The sequence below is a fragment of the Hahella sp. HN01 genome (assembly GCF_018986435.1).
Taxonomy (GTDB): domain Bacteria; phylum Pseudomonadota; class Gammaproteobacteria; order Pseudomonadales; family Oleiphilaceae; genus Hahella.
Genome location: NZ_JAHMIN010000021.1, coordinates 74,944 through 93,475 on the forward strand (window position 1 = coordinate 74,944; position 18,532 = coordinate 93,475).

Consider the following 18,532-nt stretch of genomic DNA (forward strand, 5'->3'; position numbering starts at 1 on the left):
GGCGTTCGGCGGGCCGTTCTGCTTTTTCTGCGTCAGGCTCACGCAACTGCGTGTTGGCTCAATAAGGCGCAAACACGATATAGCTGCTGGCGCTGGCGTAGAACACCGAGTAGGTGAAAATGGCGAAGGAGGGTGTCTCGTAGTCGCCGCTGGTGAAGCACAGGCAGGTCATGTTGTCTTCGCCGTAGTCGCAGGTGGGAATCAGGGCGGACGCCACGCCGTCAATAATCGCCTTCTGTATATACCAGCGGTTGCCGCCGCCCATGGCGTAGTAAAGCGTCACATCGATATGCCGGTTGGCGTCGCCAATCAAAAAGCTGATGGCGGCGCTGTCTTCATTGGGTTCGAATTCTTCGTTGGACGAAATCTCCCAGGTGGAGGATTCGCCCGATCCCAATGGCGAAGGGATTTTGTCGATGTACACGCCGCCGCCGAACGTGTTGACGTCATAAGCCACCACCGGCATGGCGCTGAGGTTTCTCACATCGAATACGACGAGGTCTTCGCTGCCTTTTTCGCCCAMCCCCAGTCCCGCCACACCGGCGATAGCGCCGACCACGCTGGCGGTGGCCCCCAGTTTATCCCAGCCGCTGGCGCCGCCTTCTATGTCCCGGGACAGGGATGAGCTGGTGAAACTGCTCAAATAGTATTTGTGGAAGGAGCTGACCGCCTGCTGCCCGGTTCCGTGGCCTTGGGTGATGGAGAAGGAGCCGTTGGTCGTGGTGTAGTTCAGATTTGCGTCCTTGATGTCCATGGGGGATTCCTTGTGTTGGTTGGGATGATGGGAAGCTCACACGTAATCCGAGAAAAACAGCGAGACTTTGCCTTTCTGCTGGTCCGCTCCCATGTCGCTGAGGCTGAAGGAGGCGTAGTCGTCTTTGCCGGCGAAGCCCAGGTAGGCGCGTCTGTAGCCATCCTCGTTGAACCAGAGATCGCGGCCGTCGATATAAAAATGGTTCAAGCGCCACACGCCGGAGCTGCGCAACTCAATGGTGGTATGCACGTCCACGCAGTTGCTGGCGTTGGAGCCGATCATAAAGGTGAACTCGTAATGGGACTTGCCGGGTTGAAAGCCTGAGGTTTTTGCTTTGATCGACCCGGTTTCTCCTGGCACTAACGGTCGCATCGCCTGTTGAAAACCGAAGTTGTCGGATTTGCTTTGAAACGGCGCTATGGTGTAGCTGGAGTGATTAATGATCTCCAGCTCGAATTCATTGACGACGCCTTTCTTCTTCAACCCGATGATTGACGACATTGTGCCGACAGTGGTGGCGATCGCGCCGACTGCGCCCCACATGCTCAGGGTTTCGGCGTAAGACTGGGTGGGCGTAAGGTTGTCCGCGTAACTTTCCATTTCTCTGATGAGTTGAAGCGCCGCATCTTTGCCTTTTTTGACGTAGACATCGCCATGTTCCGTAATGAGGGTGGGGGATGAGCCTGATTCGTTCGCCATGTCGTTAAGTCCTTTTATCGGTGTGTTGATGAGCGCCAGTCAGCGCTTGGCGTTTGGTTCGCGCAAAAATTCGCACTGGCGCCAATGTACGGCCGCAAACAGCCACTATAGAACGCGGCTGCGGCATGGAAACAGGGGATGTTTTAAGGAGGGAGGAATCCCTAGGCGTTTAATGGTCGCACAGCTGTTTTGTCTAGGCGCGCAGGACTGAAAGCGCCGATGAGGAGATACAGTGCGTATATGTGACCTGTGGATATAAAGTTATGATTTACATGCGAAAAGGGTACACTAACCGCGCCTGTCACAACGCCGCGCGCCGGCGACTTCATCCCCTTCAATCACGGCAAGAGGAAACCCCATGGAAGACATCGTGGAAATAAAGGCATTCGTGCCGGCAAAAGACTATGAGCAATCCAAAGCTTTCTACCGGGATATCGGCTTTACCCAGGCTTCCGATGGCGGCGGCGTTGCTTATTTCCATCATGGGAATAGCAGCTTTTTACTGCAGGACTTCTACCGTAAGGAACACGCTGAAAACTTCATGATGCATGTTCTGGTCAAAGATATTCACGCCTGGCGGAAGAAGGTAGTGGAGTCGGGCGTAGTGGAGAAATACAAGGTTCGTCTTTCGGAGGTGGTGGAGCAGCCCTGGGGCATGCTGGATTTTACCCTGACGGACCCCAGCGGCGTTCTGTGGCGGTTTGGAGAAAATATTTAGATCGGTTTTCAAGGAGTAAACCATGTTGAAGTTTGATGTTGGCGACAATCGCTTTAATTTCCGCAGCGCCGCGGTGATTATCCACCAGGATCATGTGCTGCTGCACAAAGCGGTGCAGGATAATTTCTGGACCCTGCCGGGCGGCCGCGTGGAGTTTTTCGAGTTCTCCAGCGACACCGTGGCTCGGGAGGTGGAAGAAGAGCTGGGTATGTCGGCGCGCGTGATTCGCCCACTGTGGTATGTCGAGAATTTTTTCCAATATCACCAGACGCGTTTCCACGAAATCGCCACGCTGTATCTGACCGAGCTGGCCAATCCTGACGCCATTCCTTTTAACGAGGATGTTCCCGGTGCGGAGGAGGATGTCGACCTGATCTTCCGCTGGTTCAAAATCAGCGAACTTGAGGCTTTCGAAGTCGCTCCCTATTTCCTCAAAACACGACTACGCTCACTGCCTGAAGGCGTTGAGTTTCTGACTTTGGATGAAATCGGAAGCTGACACTTGGCTCCCCGACGTTTTCGCTCATGCGCCTGCTAGTGAGCGAAAGTGCGCTGGAATCGGCTTATAAAGAGGAGAGGGACGTTGAAATTCGAGAGCGGCGATAAGCGATTCAAATTCCGCAGCGTGGCGGTGATCATCCACAATGACCACGTTTTGCTGCATAAAGTCGTCAAAGGCGACTTCTGGGCGCTACCGGGAGGTAAAGTGGAATTCTTCGAATTCTCCCACACCACCCTTATCCGCGAACTGGAGGAAGAACTCGGCGTCGCCGCCAACATCCTCCGACCGCTCTGGTTCGTGGAAGACTTCTACGCCCGCGGCGGCGTCAAAAGCCACGAAATCGCCACCTACTACCTGACCACACTGCAAAACCCCAACGCCATCCCTTTCGGCCAGGACATCAGAGGACTAGAGCAAGACGTCGACATCCTATTTCGCTGGGTCAAACTGGCGGACGTCGCCTCGCTAAATCTATGGCCGCAGTTTCTCAAAGAACGACTGACGGCGCTGCCGCAGGAAGTTGAATTCATCCACATCAACGAATTGAAGTAAGCGTTTATGAATGAAATACAGCCGTTGAATATCGCCCCTGAACATGACATTGATTGTCAGCCTATGCTGTATACATTGAAGGGTGAGTTTGAAAAAACTGTATTGCTGATGCGTTTTTCCGGCACCTACGGATATGGATGTAAGGGCAATACTGACGCCAGATACCTGACCGCAATGACCCATGCCGCCATTGCCTTTGCTGATCCAGACGTGCTGGTGTTTGACTTTGCACAGCTCACATACGAGTGGGGAGATGCGATGGCGGGCGTCATCGCTGCGGGTTGCGAGCGGGAATTAGAGACGTTAGTGATTGCCGACGAAATGTCTCAAGAGGGCCTTATATCACTTGTAGACTCTGAAATGATGATGGAGCCGAGCGAGGTGGTTTTCACATCATTGGAGAGCGCGAATGAGCGGCTTAAACATCTCTTGAACGCGCGTTAGGTTCTCCTGAGCCTGTCGAAAGACCTCCCCGGGCGGCAAAGGGCAAAGTTGTGCTGTTCCTTCAGAGCACTCAATGGAGACTAGGTTTCCCGTATGTGGATTAACGCTCTGGAAAGCCCTTCGACAGGCTCAGGGCGAACGGGGAATGGGAGCAGGGAGGTTCCGGGTACGATTGATAGGAGATTGGACTTTCCCTTTCTGAGAGGTGTAAGTCGAACTCAATATTCAAGGTGCGCAGATTTGCCCCTAGGACATGCCATACTAACGCTCAGCATCCTGCCCTGTAACTCAACAAAATCCACTTCCAGCCATCTAGCCAAAACTGACTCCACCACCGTTCGCCCTGAGCCTGTCGAAGGGCCTCCCTGGGCGACAAAGGGCGAAGTTGTCCTCCAATTTCAGTATTCAATCCGGGGACTCAACGTAGGCTAGGGTTAACCATCTATGAATTAACACTCTGGAAAGCCCTTCGACAAGCTCAGGGCGAACGGGGAAATGGGAGCAGGGGGGCGGATACGATATTTGGTAGCAGAGTACCTGCTGAAAATTTCGTAACGTGTACTATGGAGCTTTGGTGTTAGTCCTTGATTTTCACCTGCCAAAAAACTTCCACCATGGCTTACTTTTACTTCTTTTCGGGCCTTCAAATGCAGGTAGGTCCTTTAAAGAGTTATCAAATTCAATATCGTCGAAAATCTCTTTCAAATATTCCCTAGTTCTTGATAAAGGGTGTTCGGAGAATTTTTCATCGTACTTGGGGTTATCGGCTCTATTCGCCATGAAGTCTGCTTTATAGTTCGCGTCATACGGGTCCGCTTCCCAACCGATTAACTTTCCGGTTTCTTCATCTGCTTCTTTGCAGTCCTCAATCAGCAAAACAGCGCACTCTCTCATCCCTGTTATCCCTGACTCTACAGCTTGAACTTTAATTACGTATGAGCAATTGGCGAATGGGAGTGTATAAGAGCCCAAAAACGCAAACCCTGTTGGGTCCATTCTTATTTTGTATAAGGTTTTAACCGCTCTTAATCCTTTTAAGTCTTCCAGCTCTATTTCAAGAGGGGCCAGGCCATTGGCTTCGGCCACTGAGCGATAGAATCCTCTCAGACTGTCTATATCGTCTAATTCAGCCCCTATGTCGGGAACCATCGGGTAATAATTTACGGATAAGATATCTCCGAATTCGTTGCTCCACAGAGCCACTCCATTGTTTTCATCCGCTTCGTGAAAGCTCCACCTTTCACTGAATTTGAATACATCTTGTATCATGCTGCTTCCCATTTCCGAGTGCTTTTAGCGTAGTCGCTATCGTCCTGCAATTATCCACAGTCTGGCGAAGTAATAAATCTGTTAATCCTCTCATTACAGTAGAGCAGAGGGCTGAGGCGTCGAAGGTTTCGGGCGACTCAATAAAAAAAGGGTGAGCATAGCTCACCCAAAAACAGACTTTGATTGCAGGTTTGCAGCTGCAGCCATCCTTGGCGGTCTGCTGCGCTCTAGGGTAGGGTTGAGCGCAGTCTCACTCTAGAGTCGGTAGTCGACCACGATGCCCGCTGTGCGGGGTGGTCCGACCTGGGCTTCGGTGGAGGCCCAGGTGGTTGTCTGGCGGTAGAGGACTTCTTCGTCGAACAGGTTTTTCACGTAGAGGCGCACGGTGAAGTCGTCATTTTCGTAGCCGGCGTTGACGTTGGTGATCACGTAATCGCCGGCTGTCAGGTCGTTGTTGTTGGTGACGTCGGAGTAGTATTCGCCTACGTAGCTGACGTCGGCCCCGGTGAAGTAGCCCTGGTCGAAATATTTGGTGAAGCCCAGGTTGGCGTTGACGCTGGGGGCGTAGCCGAATTCATTGCCTTTGATGTCTGGACTGCCGTCAACGGCTTTGGTGACTTCCGTTTTCAGTAAGCCGACCGAGCCGAACACTTCCAGACCCGCCGCCAATTGCACGTTGGTCTCCACTTCCAGGCCGTAGCTGCGGCCTTCTGGAATATTCACGAAACGGCGATTGAGAATGGATTGGTAGCCATTGTATTCATTGGCGAACAGCGTGACGCCCAGGGTCATGCGGTTATCCCAGAGGCTGGAGCGGCTGCTGGCTTCATAAGAGATGACTTCTTCTTTCTCGTATTCATAGAAGCTGCTGTCATCCCAGTCCAGGGAACCGCCGCCAGGGTTGTAGCCTTTGCGCACCACAAAACCAAGCAACGTCTGCGGCGTGGCCTGATAGCTGACGCCGGCTTTGGGCAGGAACATGGTTTCGCCGATATCAGTCAGCAAGCGGCCTTCATAGCTGGTGCCCGGCCAGGCGAGGATATTTCGTTCCTGGCTTTCCCTTTCCACACGGCCGCCCACAATCAAGTCCAGACGTTCCGTCAGCGCGAAAGTGGCGTCGCCATACACCGCAACGGTGCTGACATCGTCATCGCCACTGAAAGTGGCCGGGTCCACCGCGAGATCCTGAGTGCGCTTGAACAGGTAGACGCCCACCACGCCGCTTAGTGGGCCGGACGCCGGGTCGTACACCAGACGACTTTCCAGCGAGTTGCTTTTTTCCTCCAGATCCAGTGTCAGATCTATATCGCCAACGCGGGAGGCGTATTCCTCAAACTTGGCCTGAGTGTTGGCGTGGTTCAATGTCAGGTAGGCGGTCAACGCATCGTTGAGGGCGTATTGCACATCCAGGGCGTAGCTGGCGCTGTCCGAATCCTGATAACGGGTGTTGGACACGTCCCCATTCAGCTCATAGTCAAAGAAGTCGCCGTTGACGAAATTGAGATACTCACCCTCCTGGCTGCGGTGTGTCGCGGTGAACTTCACCGACAGGCCAGACAACGCGGAAGGCTCCCAGAGCAGCTTGCCGCGCAGGTTGTAACGCTTGGACTCGGACGGGTCCCAGGGCCAGTCCTGGCCGCTGATAGGGTAGTCAATATAACCCTCTCCCCGGGACGCGCTGGCGGCCAGTCGGAACGCCAGTTCATTATCGATCAGAGGACCGGACGTCATCAGGGCGAGCTGTTGTTTGCTGTCAGCGTTCTCATAGCCGGCGCGGACCGCGCTTTCCCAGTGATAGGTGGGGTCTTTGGTCAACACGACAATCGCGCCGCCAATGGAATTGCGACCCTGGGTTGTGGATTGCGGTCCACGCAATACTTCCACCTGCTGCACATCCCATAAATTAGCGTCTACATACTCCTGGCCGAACCAGGATTCAGAGACGCCATCGACGCTGGTGCTGACCTTGGGGCGCGATCCCGCCACCAGCGCGAAGCTGCCGTTGGCCGCGCCGGAGCCTTCAACGCCCCGGATGTTGGGAACGCCGTAGGGGTTCGCAATCATGTTCGGCACTTTATCCACCACCTCAAAGACGGACTGGGTCTCGCCGGTGTCCACTTTCAAGTCGTCCAGCACAGTGACGGCGCTGGTGGACTCCTGCAGGTCGCGGTCGATCTTTTCACCGGTCACCACCACCGGCGCCAGGGTAGTGCTTTCCGACTGCTTGACGCGATCCGGCTGCGCTAACGCAAGGCTTTCCGCTGAAGCATGGGCGGCCATGCCTCCTGCGAGCGCAGCGACGGCGACTTTGGTGGTGAACGCCAAGGGATGCAGGCGTGGATTCGATCGTTTATCCCGAAACAGGAACATCATTGTCTCCCCAAATGGTTGGTTTTTGCAGTGCGCCGCTGGCGGGCGCGCCCAGTGCTTGGCTCCCTGTTAATGCGATCGAAGAGGAGGGTGGATGACGACCTCGGGGATGTCCGCAGGTATTCCTGACTAGCTGCATCGGAGACCGGCGCAGTGCGGACGGATGATTATCTAAATGAGAATCATTCGCAAATAACTATTGAACGCAAATGATAATCATTATTATTATGTAAAACAACACTGATGCAGACAGAGCGGAAATTTCGTTAGCCGGCGCAGCTTTACCGTTAATAAGCGGGAGAGAAAAGCGTTAGAGATCGACGTTGCCGTTCCTGACTACCGCGAGTCCATCGCAGAAGAAATGAACGCCGGGCGCAGTCCCGGGAAGGTGAAAACCATGTCAGAGATCATTGGCCGCAGAATGCCGGTCCCCATCTCACACGAGTCATCGACGACACAACCGTTAGCGTCCATACAAAAACAATTGTCCGTAAAACCGTCCTCGTCCGTGCAGCAGCCATCGTCCCTGAAGCAAACGTCGACCCTTGCGTCCTCTGAATTCAGCGCATTCGAGCTAGGCGACGACATTGGCGACGAACACTGGTGGCGCGCTTTGCAACAGAAAGGAACGCCGCTGGTGGAGCCCCTCGCCAACGATCAGGCGCGGGTGACCTTTGTCTGGCGCGATCCGCATGGCGATGAACATCGCTCGCCCATCCGGCGCGTGTATATCGACGTCAACTCCGTCACTAATCATCGCAGTCGCAACCCGCAAAGCCTGGAGCGCATCGCGGGAACGGATGTGTGGCGCTGGCGCACGACCTTACCGGCCAACTGGCGGGGAACTTACACGCTGGCTCCTGTCGCCAAAGATTACCTGCCGCCGAATTGGAGCGGTAGCGAAGAGCGTCAACGCATGAGCCAGCGCGTCTGGTGGCGGGATGTGATGAGTCAGGCCATCGCCGATCCGCTCAACCCCAATCAACCCTATAGCGCCAGCTGGGGCGGCGCAGCGTCCGCCCTGCATCTTCCGCAGGCGCCGGAGCAGAGGGCGTGGTTCGGTCTGGACGCCGGGGAAAACCGGCCGGGCGACGACAGCGGCGCGCTGTCGCAGGAGCTGCACTGGAGCAGTCAAACGCTGGGAAATCGCCGCAAAGTCTGGGTATTCAGCCCGGAAGAGGCGCAGGGCGACAACCTTGATCCTCGTCGACGTCCCCTGGTTATTCTGCTGGATGGTCAGCACTGGGCGACCCGCATGCCGGCGTTTTCCGCCTTGCAATATGAAACCCGCCAGGGCGCGTTGCCTCCCGCCGTGTATGTGTTGATCGACGCTATTGATGGCGAGCGTCGCAGCGAAGAACTCTGCTGCAACCCGCGTTTCTGGGAGGCGGTGCAGGACGAGCTGATCCCGCTTGCGGCCAGCGTGACGCCGTTTTCCAGTCGCGCCATGGACACCGTTGTCGCCGGACAGAGCTTTGGCGGACTGGCGGCGATGTACGCGGGGCTGGCGTTTTCCGAGCGTTTCGGCTGCGTGCTGAGCCAGTCCGGCTCTTTCTGGTGGCCTTATGTGGAGTATCTGCATGCGCCGCTTGGGCAGTGCGCAGTGCGTCGCCCCGGAGAACGCGGCGCGCTGGCGGAGCAACTGGCGCAGGGCCGCCTCAGCGCCCGGCCGTTGCGCATCTATCAGGAAGTCGGCGCGCGGGAGGATGTGATGATCGACCTCAATGAAACCCTGCGCATAGAGCTGGAGCGCGCCGGCCATCACGTGAATTACCAATTGTTCGAAGGCGGTCACGACTGGCTTTGCTGGCGCGGCGGACTGATTGAAGGCCTGCGCTGGCTGCTGGAACAACCTGGCTGACGGATTAATCAGACGCCGCTGTAACGGCGCGATAGCATTTAAAGGAGTCTCATCTATGAATACAGAACAGCCCAACCCGTTTGACGACGAATCCCTGCCATTTCTGGTGCTGATCAACAGCCGCGGGCAATACAGTTTATGGCCGCAATTCACCTCGATTCCGCCTGGTTGGCGCAACGTCCTCGGTCCGGCCAGGCGCGCCGATTGTCTGCACTATATCGAGCAGAACTGGACCGATATCCGTCCCCGATTATCGATTGATCCAGCAGACAAGTAGCGTCCTTCTATTTGTACGCAAACGGCAGGTCCTGCCTGGGTCAGGCCCTGTCTCCCGCGGCTTATCGCCGCGCCGGCGCATTCATGCGCCCGCTTATTAACACGTCAATACCCTTGCCATGTTAATAACGACGCCTGAGCGCGTCTGTCCCAACACTCCCGATTCGAATTTATCCGGCCGACAAGAGGGAAGGCATTGTGTTAGAAACTTCAGGTAAGAACTCTCTGGCTCCAGAGGAGGTGGAACTTCCTCTGATTGGAACCCAAATGGGCATATGGCTCGCCGATCAGATTGCGGTAGGGCGCAACAGCTACGTAGTGGCTCATTATGTGGATTTACAAGGGGCGCTGGACGCGCCTCTGTTGCAGCGTGCGATACGCATGGGGCTGGCGGAGACGGATACTCCCCACGCCCGTTTTATTGAAGACGACAACGGCGTTCTGCAGCGCCTGCCGATGAGTCGCTGTGTCGATGACGTGGACGTTCCGGACCTGCTGGACCTGACTGCGGAGCAAGATCCCAAACGACAGGCGGGCGTGATTATGTACGACGACCTGGGTACGCCCTGGCGCGGCGAAGAGGATCAGCCGCTGTATCGGCATATGCTGATTAGAGTCGGGGCGGAGCGCTGGTTCTGGTATCAGCGCTACCATCATGTGAGCGTGGACGGCTACAGCTTCGCCGCCATCACTCGCCGCATCGCCGATATCTACAACGCCCTGCGCAAAGGCCGCGCGCCGGAAAAGAGCCGTCACACTTCCTTCGCAAAGGTCGTGCAGGAGTATCAAAGCTATCAGGCGTCCGACGCCTATGCTCAGGACCGCGCCTTCTGGTGGGATTACGCCGCGACTTTGGCGGACCCGGTGTCGCTGGCGGCGGGAGAGCGTCAAAAGGCGGGCGGATTCGCCAACGCCAATACCCTGAAACGCAGACTGCGTCTGCCGTTGCAACGCTTCGACATACCCGCCGAAACACGTCTGAACCCCAATGAAATCGCCATGGCAGGGGTTTTCGCCTATCTACGTCGAATGACCGGCCAAAAGCGAATTGTCGTGGGCATGCCGTTCATGCGACGTATGGGATCGGTCGCCCTCAACGCCACCGGTCCGGTGGTGAATATATTGCCGGTGCAGCTGGATATGGAGGGCGCGCCGGATATCGTCAGCCTGGCGCGCCGCCTGACCTCTGAACTGGCGCGGATTCGCCGTCGTCAGCGTTACGACGCCGAGCAATTACAAAGAGATGTGGGCGTGGTGGGCTCCGGCCGAGGCCTGTACGCCGCCACGATTAATCTGAAAATATATGATCAGGGACTCGATCTGGACGGCGTGCCCGGCGTCACTCAGGTGCTGGCGGCCGGTCCGGTGGAGGATCTGGAGTTTGGCTTGTGGCTGGAGCAGAACGCATTGGTGATCGAGCTTACCGCCAACCCGGAACGCTATGCGGATCAGGAACTGCGCCTGCATTGCGAGCGACTGGCGCATTTTCTGGAATACGCGTTGCGTCATCCTCAGGAGTCGATTGAGCAGCTTCCTTTATTGGGTCCGGGAGAACTGGCGCGCCTGCGCAACTGGTCCACCGGACCCCGTGTGGATGCGCCCGCCCAGGCGCAAACCATTCTGGATATATTTCACGCCTGCGCCGGTCCGTTCGAACAGGAAATAGCGCTGCGCTGCGGCGATGCGTGTCTGACTTTCGCCGAACTTTCCGCCCGCGTTAACCGCCTCGGCCGTGAACTGATCGCCCAGGGATTGGCTCCGGACGATCTGGCGGCGATCGCCTTGCCCCGGGGCGTGGACTATGTGGTGTCAATTCTCGCGGTGCTGTCGGCGGGCGCGGCGTATCTGCCGCTGGACCTGGATTATCCTCCTGAGCGTCTGGCGCTGATGCTCGAAGACGCCCAGCCGAAACTGGCGGTGACGCACGGCGTCTTGGCCCAGCACGCCCTGAAGACTTCTATCCTTTGTGTTGTACTGGACGACTCAGCGTTGCAACAACGCATCAACGCGAGGTCCGGCGCTACGATTCGCGATGAAGAGCGCGCCGAGCCGTTACGCAGCGGTCATCTGGCGTATGTTATCTATACCTCCGGCTCCACCGGCGCGCCCAAGGGCGTGATGGTGACCCACGGCAGTCTGCTCAACTTATTGCTGTCCCATCAGGCCACGCTCTACGGCCCCGCCATGGCGCAATTGCAGGGACGTCGCCTGCGGGCGGCGCACAGCGCCTCATTTTCCTTCGACGCGTCCTGGGAGCAGTTGATCTGGCTGCTGCTGGGGCAGGAACTGCATATCTGCACGGAAGAGCAGCGACGGGACGCTCAGGCGCTGGTGGAATTGGCCCACAGCCGAGGTATCGACGCCTTTGACGTGCCGCCTTCCATGCTGCAGCAGATGCTGGATTGCGGACTGATGCAGGACGGAGCGCCTCATCCCAGTCTGGTGCTGATCGGCAGTGAAGCCGCCCCGCCCGCGTTGTGGCGCAGGGTGAAACAGTATCCGAAATTGCATGTGCACAACTTCTATGGCCCCACTGAGTATACGGTGGACGCCCTGGGCGCCGGCGTCGCCGCGGCGGACCAGCCGGTGATCGGACGCCCGGTGGCCAATACCCGCATTTATGTGCTGGACCCGGAACTGCGCGACGCCCCGCAGGGTGTGACCGGCGAGCTCTATGTCGCTGGCGCAGGATTGGCGCGGGGCTATCTGGCGCGCCCTGGCATGACAGCGGCGCGCTTCGTGGCGAATCCGGAAGGGGAAGGCGACTTGATGTATCGCACCGGGGATCTGGTGCGCTGGACTCCAGACGGACAGCTGGAGTTCGTCGGCCGCAGCGATCGACAAGTGAAAGTGCGCGGCTTCCGTGTGGAGCTGGGTGAGGTGGAGCATGCGCTGGAGGCGCTGCCGGGCGTGAGTGGGGCGGTGGTGACCGCGGCGACGGCGGGCGCCAGTCATCGGCTGACGGCCTATTGCACCGTTAATGAAGGCCTGCGTCACGATGACGAACAACTGCGCGATCGACTCTATCGTCAGCTGTCCGAAATGCTGCCGGACTACATGATGCCCTCCGCGCTGGCTGTCCTGCCCGCCTGGCCGCTGACGGTAAACGGCAAGATCGACAAACAGGCGCTGCCGACGATTCGTCCGCCATCGCGGCAGGGAGGAAAGGCGCCGGTTACTGACGCGGAAAAACGGGTCTGCGCCGCCATCGCCCAAGTGTTGGGGCTGGAGCAGGTGGCGGTTGATGACGACTTTTTCAATCTGGGCGGCGACAGTATTTCCGCCATGAGCCTGGGGACCGAACTGCGGCGCAGCGGCTATCAGTTGCGACCGAAGGAGGTGTTCACCCAGCGCACCGCGGCGCGTATGAGCAGAGCCATGCAGCCGCTCAAGAAACAGAGCGGAACCGCCAGCGGTTTGATCCAGGGGCCGGTAGGCGCCTTGCCGGCGCCGAGCTGGTTTGCGGAGCATTACGGCTGGGAGCGCCGATTTGCGCAAGGCGTGCTGCTGCGTATTCCGGCGCAGATACAACCGGCGCATTTAAGGGAGGCGCTGCAGGCGCTGCAACGGGCTCATCCTGCATTACGAGCCTATATCGGCGAAGAGGGGCTGGCGATAAAAGATATCAGCGCCGGCCTCGACAGCCGAATACTCACTCGGGTTGAGGTGGCCCATGAGGCCGACTCAGAGGCCTTCGGCAAACTGACGGATGAATTGTTCGAGGCGTCCGCGGCGGAGCTGAATCCCGCCGCCGGCGTCATGATGCGCGCCTGGCGCATCGCCGACAGAGACAACGGCGTCTGGTTAATGCTGACCTTGCATCACCTGGTGGTGGATGGCGTGTCCTGGCGGGTGCTGCTGCGCGAGCTGGAAACCGCCTGTGAAGCAGTCGCGGCCGGCGCTACGGCGATCATCCCGGCTGAGGAAACTTCTTTGCGCGATTGGTCGCGGACCTTGCATGAAGAGATTCCCGCGCGACGTCAGGAGCTGGCGCTGTGGCGGGAAATGTTGCAAGGCTATTTGCCGTTGCTGTCCCGACGACCTCTTGATCCAGCAAAGGATACTTACAGCGCGGCGCAACACTGGCGCACCCTGGCGGACGCGATGCTGACCAGGGCGCTATTGCAATCGTTGCCGGGCGCATATCGGGCGTCGATTGACGAGATTCTTCTGGCGGTGGTAGCGAAAGCGTTTTGTGAAGAGCGCGCGGCTTCCGGCGTACGTTTTTCTCTGGAATCCCATGGGCGTGAAATCCTGCAGGAGCAGGTTGATCCCGCCCGCACCATCGGCTGGCTGACGGCGGAGTATCCGGTCACATTCGATCTGACGGCGGTCATATCGGGTCAGTATGACGCGGCGGAGCCGGTGCGGGCGGTGAAACGCAGCTTGCGGCGAATCCCGGATCATGGTCTGGGCTATGGCGTGTTGCGGTATCTGGACAAAACGAGTCGGGATGAGCTGGCGCAACTGGAGGCCGAGCACCGTCCTCAGGTGTTGTTCAATTATCTGGGGCGCTTCAATGTCGGTGAGGATTACTGGACGCCGCGTCATCTCGGTGAGCGTTTCAAAGACGCCTTCGCTGTGGACATCGATGGCGACCTGTCCATGCTGTACGGGCTGGAAATCAATATCTTCGTGGATGAAGCCAGAGGCGAGCCCCGACTGGCCATCAACTGGACCTGGGCGGAAGGTTTGTATGATCGCTGGCTGATCGCCCGTCTGCATCAACGCATCGTGGAAAACCTGCGTGAGCTGGAACACTTCGCCGCCTACCGTCCCGGGGCGGCGGCGGATACCTTGATTGCTGCGGAGACGGTGGTCGCTGGGGTCAGCCTGGACGAAGCCATGTTGTCCGAGTTGCGTGATCGCTGCGGTCCTCTTGCGGCGGCGTTGCCTGTGTTGCCGTTGCAGCAGGGTCTGTTATTCCATGCGCAATTGGGGGAGGCGGCCAGCAAGTATAACTCCACCACACGTCTGGACTTTCGTGGAACTCTGGATGTGGAGCGGATGCGGGATGCGCTGGAGGCGGTGTTGCGTCGTCATCCGCAAATGGCGGCGGCGTTTGATGCCGAGACTGCGACGCAACCGCTGCAATTGATTCCCCTGGTGATCGACGGCGAGCGCCGTTGGCCCTGGTCGCAATGTTATCTGGGCGACTTGCGCGGGGAGGCGTTGGAGTTGGAACTGTGGCGTCTGGAGCAGGAAGAGCTGGCGCGTGATTTCGATATCGCCGCGACGCCGGCGCAACCTCTGTTGCACGCCAGATTGATTAACCATATCGACAACCGTCACACCCTGTTCTTAACGGCGCACCATTTGGTGGTGGACGGCTGGTCCACGCCGATTTTGCTGCGAGACTTTCTGCACGCCTATGGCGATGGCGCGGACACCTTGACTCCTACGCATTCCGATTACGCCCAGGTGGTGCGCGACCTCTGCGCCAGAGACACGGAGGCCGCCGCCACCGCCTGGCGCGAGGCGCTGAAGGATGTCCGTCCCACCTTGTTGTTTGAAGGCGCGTCCGCGCAAGCACAGGTGAAAGAGCTGGAGCTGACTTTGCCGAAGGCGTTGGAGCAGGCGCTGCAGACCTGCTGTCGTGAACAGGGGCTGACCCTTAATACCCTGATGCAAGGCGCCTGGGCCGCCGTACTGGCGGTGTTGAGCGGCCGCGATGATGTGGTGTTCGGCGCGCCAGTATCGGGTCGTTTCAGTCCGGTGGATGGACTGGAGGAGCATGTCGGGCTGTTCAGTAACACAATACCGGTGCGCATGCGCTTCGATCCTGAGCGGCCGTTACTGGCGCAATTGCAGGGGCTGCAGGCGCAACAGGTGGCGTTGCTGGAGCACGACTGTCTGGGACTGGCGGATATTCAGCGGCTGGCGGGGACGTCGACCTTGTTCGATACCCTGCTGGTCAGTGAGAACTATCCCGATGACGATGGGCTGACCGAGCGGGATTATCTGGGCGCGGGCTTGACCCATATTCGCAATCGTGGCTACACCCATTATCCGCTGACGATTATGGTGCTGCCTGGAGACAGCCTGCGATTGATTATCGAATATCGTGAGCCGGTGACCCAGGCGGAGGACATCGCGCAGCGGCTGCTGAGCGTGCTGGAGCAATTCGCCTATCACCCGGCGACGCCCTGGAGCCGGATGGATCTGCGCACCCAGAGCGAACGCTGTCTCATTGATAGCGTCAACGCCACAGACGCGGTTGTCGCCGACAGCACATTGTGCGAGTTACTGGCGGAGCAAGCGCGCAGGACGCCAAACGCGGTGGCGCTGGAAGACGAAACGCTGCGACTGAGCTATCGGCAGATGCGCGCCCAGGCCCTGGCATTGGCGCAGAAAATGCGTCGGGCGGGGGTTAATACAGGAGATATCGTCGCTGTTGCCTTGCCCCGCTGCGCGCGCCTGAGCATTGCGCTGACTGCGGTGCTGGAGAGCGGCGCGGCCTATCTGCCGCTGGATACCGGTTATCCCGACGAGCGCCTGGCCTATATGGTGCGCAACGCCGCGCCGCGTTTGATCATCACTTCTTCGGATCAGGCATCCCGTTTCCGCGCGATGGGGGAGCTGATGCTGTTTGATCAGCTGACGGCGGAAGTCGCGGAGATTGAGGAAGGTGGGATGGAAAATGAATCAGAAGCGCAACCAGCCTTATCCCAGCGGCTGACGCCGGATCATCCCGCCTATCTGATTTATACCTCCGGCTCCACCGGCAATCCCAAAGGCGTGTTGGTGTCGCACCGGGCTATCGTCAATCGTCTGGTCTGGATGCAGGCGGAGTATGGCCTGCAATCCGACGATGTGGTGCTGCAGAAAACCCCCTGTAGTTTCGACGTGTCGGTGTGGGAGTTTTTCTGGGCGCATATGGTGGGGGCGTCGCTGTATATGGCGCCGCCGGAGGCGCATCGCGACCCGGATGAGCTGCTGGCGCTGATCGAGCGCCACAAGGTGACGACGCTGCATTTTGTGCCATCCATGCTGGCGGCGTTTGTGAACCGCCTGCCAGCGGCTATCGCCAGTCAGGGGGAGGTTCCCTGTGGCGGATTACGTCGTGTTTTCTGCAGCGGCGAAGCGCTTTCCCGCGAACTGGCGGACTTGTATTCCGTCTACATTCGCGCCCCATTGCACAACCTTTATGGGCCCACGGAAGCGGCGGTGGACGTCACTTATAAACAGGCGTCCGGACTGCTCGATAAAGAGCGTGATAATACGGGGTTGAGCGTGCCGATCGGACGCCCCGTCTGGAATACGCAGTTGCGTATCCTGGACCCCTTGCTGCGTCCGGCGCCGGTCGGCGTGGCGGGAGAGCTGTATCTGAGCGGCGTGCAGTTGGCGGATGGCTATCTGGGACGTCCAGACCTCACCGCCGTGCGTTTTGTCGCTGACGCTGCAGGCGAGGGCGCGCGTATGTATCGCACCGGAGATGTCGCTCGCTGGCTGCCGAATGGCGATGTGGAGTATCTGGGACGAAGCGACGATCAGCTCAAGATCCGCGGCCAGCGTATCGAGCTGGGTGACATCGAGTCCGCCCTGCGAAGCCTGCCGCAGATCAAACGGGCGGTCGTTCACGCCCGGGTGATCAACAACGGCGACGCCGCCATGGCGGGCGCGGATAACCGCCAGCTCGTCGGCTATGTTATCCCTCATGCTGACGACATTGACGCCGACGCCATACGCCGCCAAGTAGCGGAAGCCCTGCCGGCCCATATGGTCCCTGTCGCCATCGTGCCAGTACGCGAGTTTCCGCTGAGCGCCAATGGCAAACTGGACCGCAAAGCCCTGCCGGAACCTTCTACAGTGAAGAGTGAGACTCAGGGCAGGGCGCCCAGGCCGGGATTGGAGGCGCAGATCGCCAGTGTGTTTGCGCGTATTATGAATGTGCCGACAGTCGCTGCCGATGATGACTTTTTCGCTCTGGGAGGCCACTCACTCCTGGCGATGAACCTGGCGGCGGAACTACGCAAGAGCTTGGCGCAGCCCATATCAGTTGGCGCTATCATGACCTCGCCAACCGTGGCCCAGTTGGCGGCGTTATTGGCTGATGAGAACGCGATGAACGATCCCGCCAACGCTGGATTTGGCGAAGTCTTGCACCTGCGCGCCGGGCGCGGCGCCCCGTTATTCTGCGTGCATCCCGCCTCTGGATTCGCCTGGCAATACAGCGGACTGGTGCGTCACCTGCCAGCGCATATTCCATTGATTGGCTTGCAGTCGCCGGGCGCTCAAGGCGCAATCGCCACCAGCGACGATATCGATGCGGTATGTGAACGTCATCTGCAAACGCTGCGACGCATTCAACCCCATGGCCCTTATCATCTGATCGGTTATTCGCTGGGCGGCACTATCGCTCACGGCCTGGCTGCGAAGCTGCGTATGCTTGGCGAAGATGTCGCCTTCCTCGGCCTGCTGGATGCATATCCCCCGGAAGGCCAGGATTGGAGCGGCCCGACGGAAGAAGAGGCGCATGCGGAAGTCGAGCGGGAGAAGGAACAGTTCATGCTGGACGCCGAAGCCGCGGCGGATGATTTCGTTGAGAAGGAGAAGGCGGTGATGTTCAAACAAATCGTCGCCAACTACGAAGCCTCCGTAAAACTCCTCTCCACTGCGCAAACGCCGATCTATGACGGCGACATCCACATGTTCGTCGCCACCCGCACCTTACCGGAAAACTGGCAAGTGGAAGGCAGCTGGAAGCCCTACATTCGCACCATGACCCGTCACGACATTCACTGTAACCACGAAGACATCGTCTCCCCCGAGACATTGAAAACGCTGGGACCGCTGTTAAATAAACTGCTGACGGAAATGAGTGAAGGAGGTGGCGAACGCTGATTTGGATCTGGCCTTGGGGTGGAAGCCTCAGGGCCTTTCCCTGGTCCATGGAGGGAATCTTGGAGCGTTTACAAAATGCGGAAAAATCCTCTCGTATCTCAAGTAGGTTGGAAAAGCGCAGCGCCTTCCAACATGACCAATGCCGAAACTCATCTAACAGGCGTTTCGTAAATCGAGATAACTAGCTTATTCAATTTGAGAGGGTGCTGCATACATCTGCACATAGTTCCAAAAAAGCACACG

General features: G+C 58.1%; 11 protein-coding genes. 7 read left to right on the forward strand and 4 right to left on the reverse strand.

Annotated features, from left to right (window positions below; translation table 11 throughout):
* Positions 1-58: 58 nt before the first annotated feature.
* Together KP814_RS19890 and KP814_RS19895 are read right to left on the reverse strand one after the other, a co-directional pair.
* Positions 59-754: a hypothetical protein gene (locus KP814_RS19890; protein WP_216738408.1), complete on the reverse strand. Its 696-nt coding sequence runs from the start codon at positions 752-754 to the stop codon at positions 59-61.
* A 36-nt stretch (positions 755-790) separates the two neighbouring features.
* Positions 791-1,453, reverse strand: a complete 663-nt coding sequence (locus KP814_RS19895) for a hypothetical protein (protein WP_216738409.1) — start codon at positions 1,451-1,453, stop codon at positions 791-793.
* A gap of 358 nt (positions 1,454-1,811) precedes the next feature.
* Between KP814_RS19895 and KP814_RS19900 the strand changes: the two genes are divergently transcribed.
* The 4 genes from KP814_RS19900 (at position 1,812) to KP814_RS19915 (ending at position 3,669) form a co-directional block, all read left to right on the forward strand.
* A complete protein-coding gene (locus KP814_RS19900) occupies positions 1,812-2,171 on the forward strand; it encodes a VOC family protein (protein ID WP_216738410.1) in 360 nt (119 codons plus the stop codon).
* 22 nt (positions 2,172-2,193) lie between these two features.
* Positions 2,194-2,670 (forward strand): NUDIX hydrolase, encoded by a 477-nt coding sequence (locus tag KP814_RS19905; RefSeq protein ID WP_216738411.1) that lies wholly within the window; start codon positions 2,194-2,196, stop codon positions 2,668-2,670.
* A gap of 84 nt (positions 2,671-2,754) precedes the next feature.
* Positions 2,755-3,225, forward strand: coding sequence for an NUDIX hydrolase (locus KP814_RS19910; RefSeq protein ID WP_216738412.1), 471 nt, complete (start codon positions 2,755-2,757; stop codon positions 3,223-3,225).
* Positions 3,226-3,231: 6 nt separating this feature from the next.
* A complete protein-coding gene (locus KP814_RS19915; protein WP_216738413.1) occupies positions 3,232-3,669 on the forward strand; it encodes a hypothetical protein in 438 nt (145 codons plus the stop codon).
* Positions 3,670-4,260: 591 nt separating this feature from the next.
* On the opposite strand, the gene KP814_RS19920 is transcribed toward KP814_RS19915, so the two are convergent.
* Together KP814_RS19920 and KP814_RS19925 are read right to left on the reverse strand one after the other, a co-directional pair.
* A complete protein-coding gene (locus KP814_RS19920; protein WP_216738414.1) occupies positions 4,261-4,938 on the reverse strand; it encodes a hypothetical protein in 678 nt (225 codons plus the stop codon).
* A gap of 255 nt (positions 4,939-5,193) precedes the next feature.
* Positions 5,194-7,311 carry a TonB-dependent receptor gene (locus KP814_RS19925; RefSeq protein ID WP_216738415.1) on the reverse strand — a complete coding sequence of 706 codons (2,118 nt, stop codon included), beginning with the start codon at positions 7,309-7,311 and terminating at the stop codon, positions 5,194-5,196.
* Positions 7,312-7,705: 394 nt separating this feature from the next.
* Here KP814_RS19925 and fes point away from each other — a divergent pair, with 394 nt between their 5' ends.
* The 3 genes from fes (at position 7,706) to KP814_RS19940 (ending at position 18,289) form a co-directional block, all read left to right on the forward strand.
* Positions 7,706-9,169, forward strand: coding sequence for an enterochelin esterase (gene fes, locus KP814_RS19930; RefSeq protein WP_216738416.1), 1,464 nt, complete (start codon positions 7,706-7,708; stop codon positions 9,167-9,169).
* Positions 9,170-9,224: 55 nt separating this feature from the next.
* Positions 9,225-9,446: an MbtH family protein gene (locus KP814_RS19935; protein ID WP_216738417.1), complete on the forward strand. Its 222-nt coding sequence runs from the start codon at positions 9,225-9,227 to the stop codon at positions 9,444-9,446.
* Between the two features lie 197 nt (positions 9,447-9,643).
* Entirely contained in the window at positions 9,644-18,289 is an 8,646-nt protein-coding gene (locus tag KP814_RS19940; protein WP_371824073.1) for an amino acid adenylation domain-containing protein, read from the forward strand.
* Positions 18,290-18,532: the final 243 nt, after the last annotated feature.

Bases quoted from the DNA above. Each gene is read 5' to 3' on its own strand.
- KP814_RS19925 (WP_216738415.1), bottom strand. From the start codon at position 7,311: ATGATGTTCCTGTTTCGGGATAAACGATCGAATCCACGCCTGCATCCC.
- KP814_RS19915 (WP_216738413.1), top strand. From the start codon at position 3,232: ATGAATGAAATACAGCCGTTGAATATCGCCCCTGAACATGACATTGAT.
- KP814_RS19900 (WP_216738410.1), top strand. From the start codon at position 1,812: ATGGAAGACATCGTGGAAATAAAGGCATTCGTGCCGGCAAAAGACTAT.
- KP814_RS19935 (WP_216738417.1), top strand. From the start codon at position 9,225: ATGAATACAGAACAGCCCAACCCGTTTGACGACGAATCCCTGCCATTT.
- fes (WP_216738416.1), top strand. From the start codon at position 7,706: ATGTCAGAGATCATTGGCCGCAGAATGCCGGTCCCCATCTCACACGAG.
- KP814_RS19895 (WP_216738409.1), bottom strand. From the start codon at position 1,453: ATGGCGAACGAATCAGGCTCATCCCCCACCCTCATTACGGAACATGGC.
- KP814_RS19905 (WP_216738411.1), top strand. From the start codon at position 2,194: ATGTTGAAGTTTGATGTTGGCGACAATCGCTTTAATTTCCGCAGCGCC.
- KP814_RS19920 (WP_216738414.1), bottom strand. From the start codon at position 4,938: ATGATACAAGATGTATTCAAATTCAGTGAAAGGTGGAGCTTTCACGAA.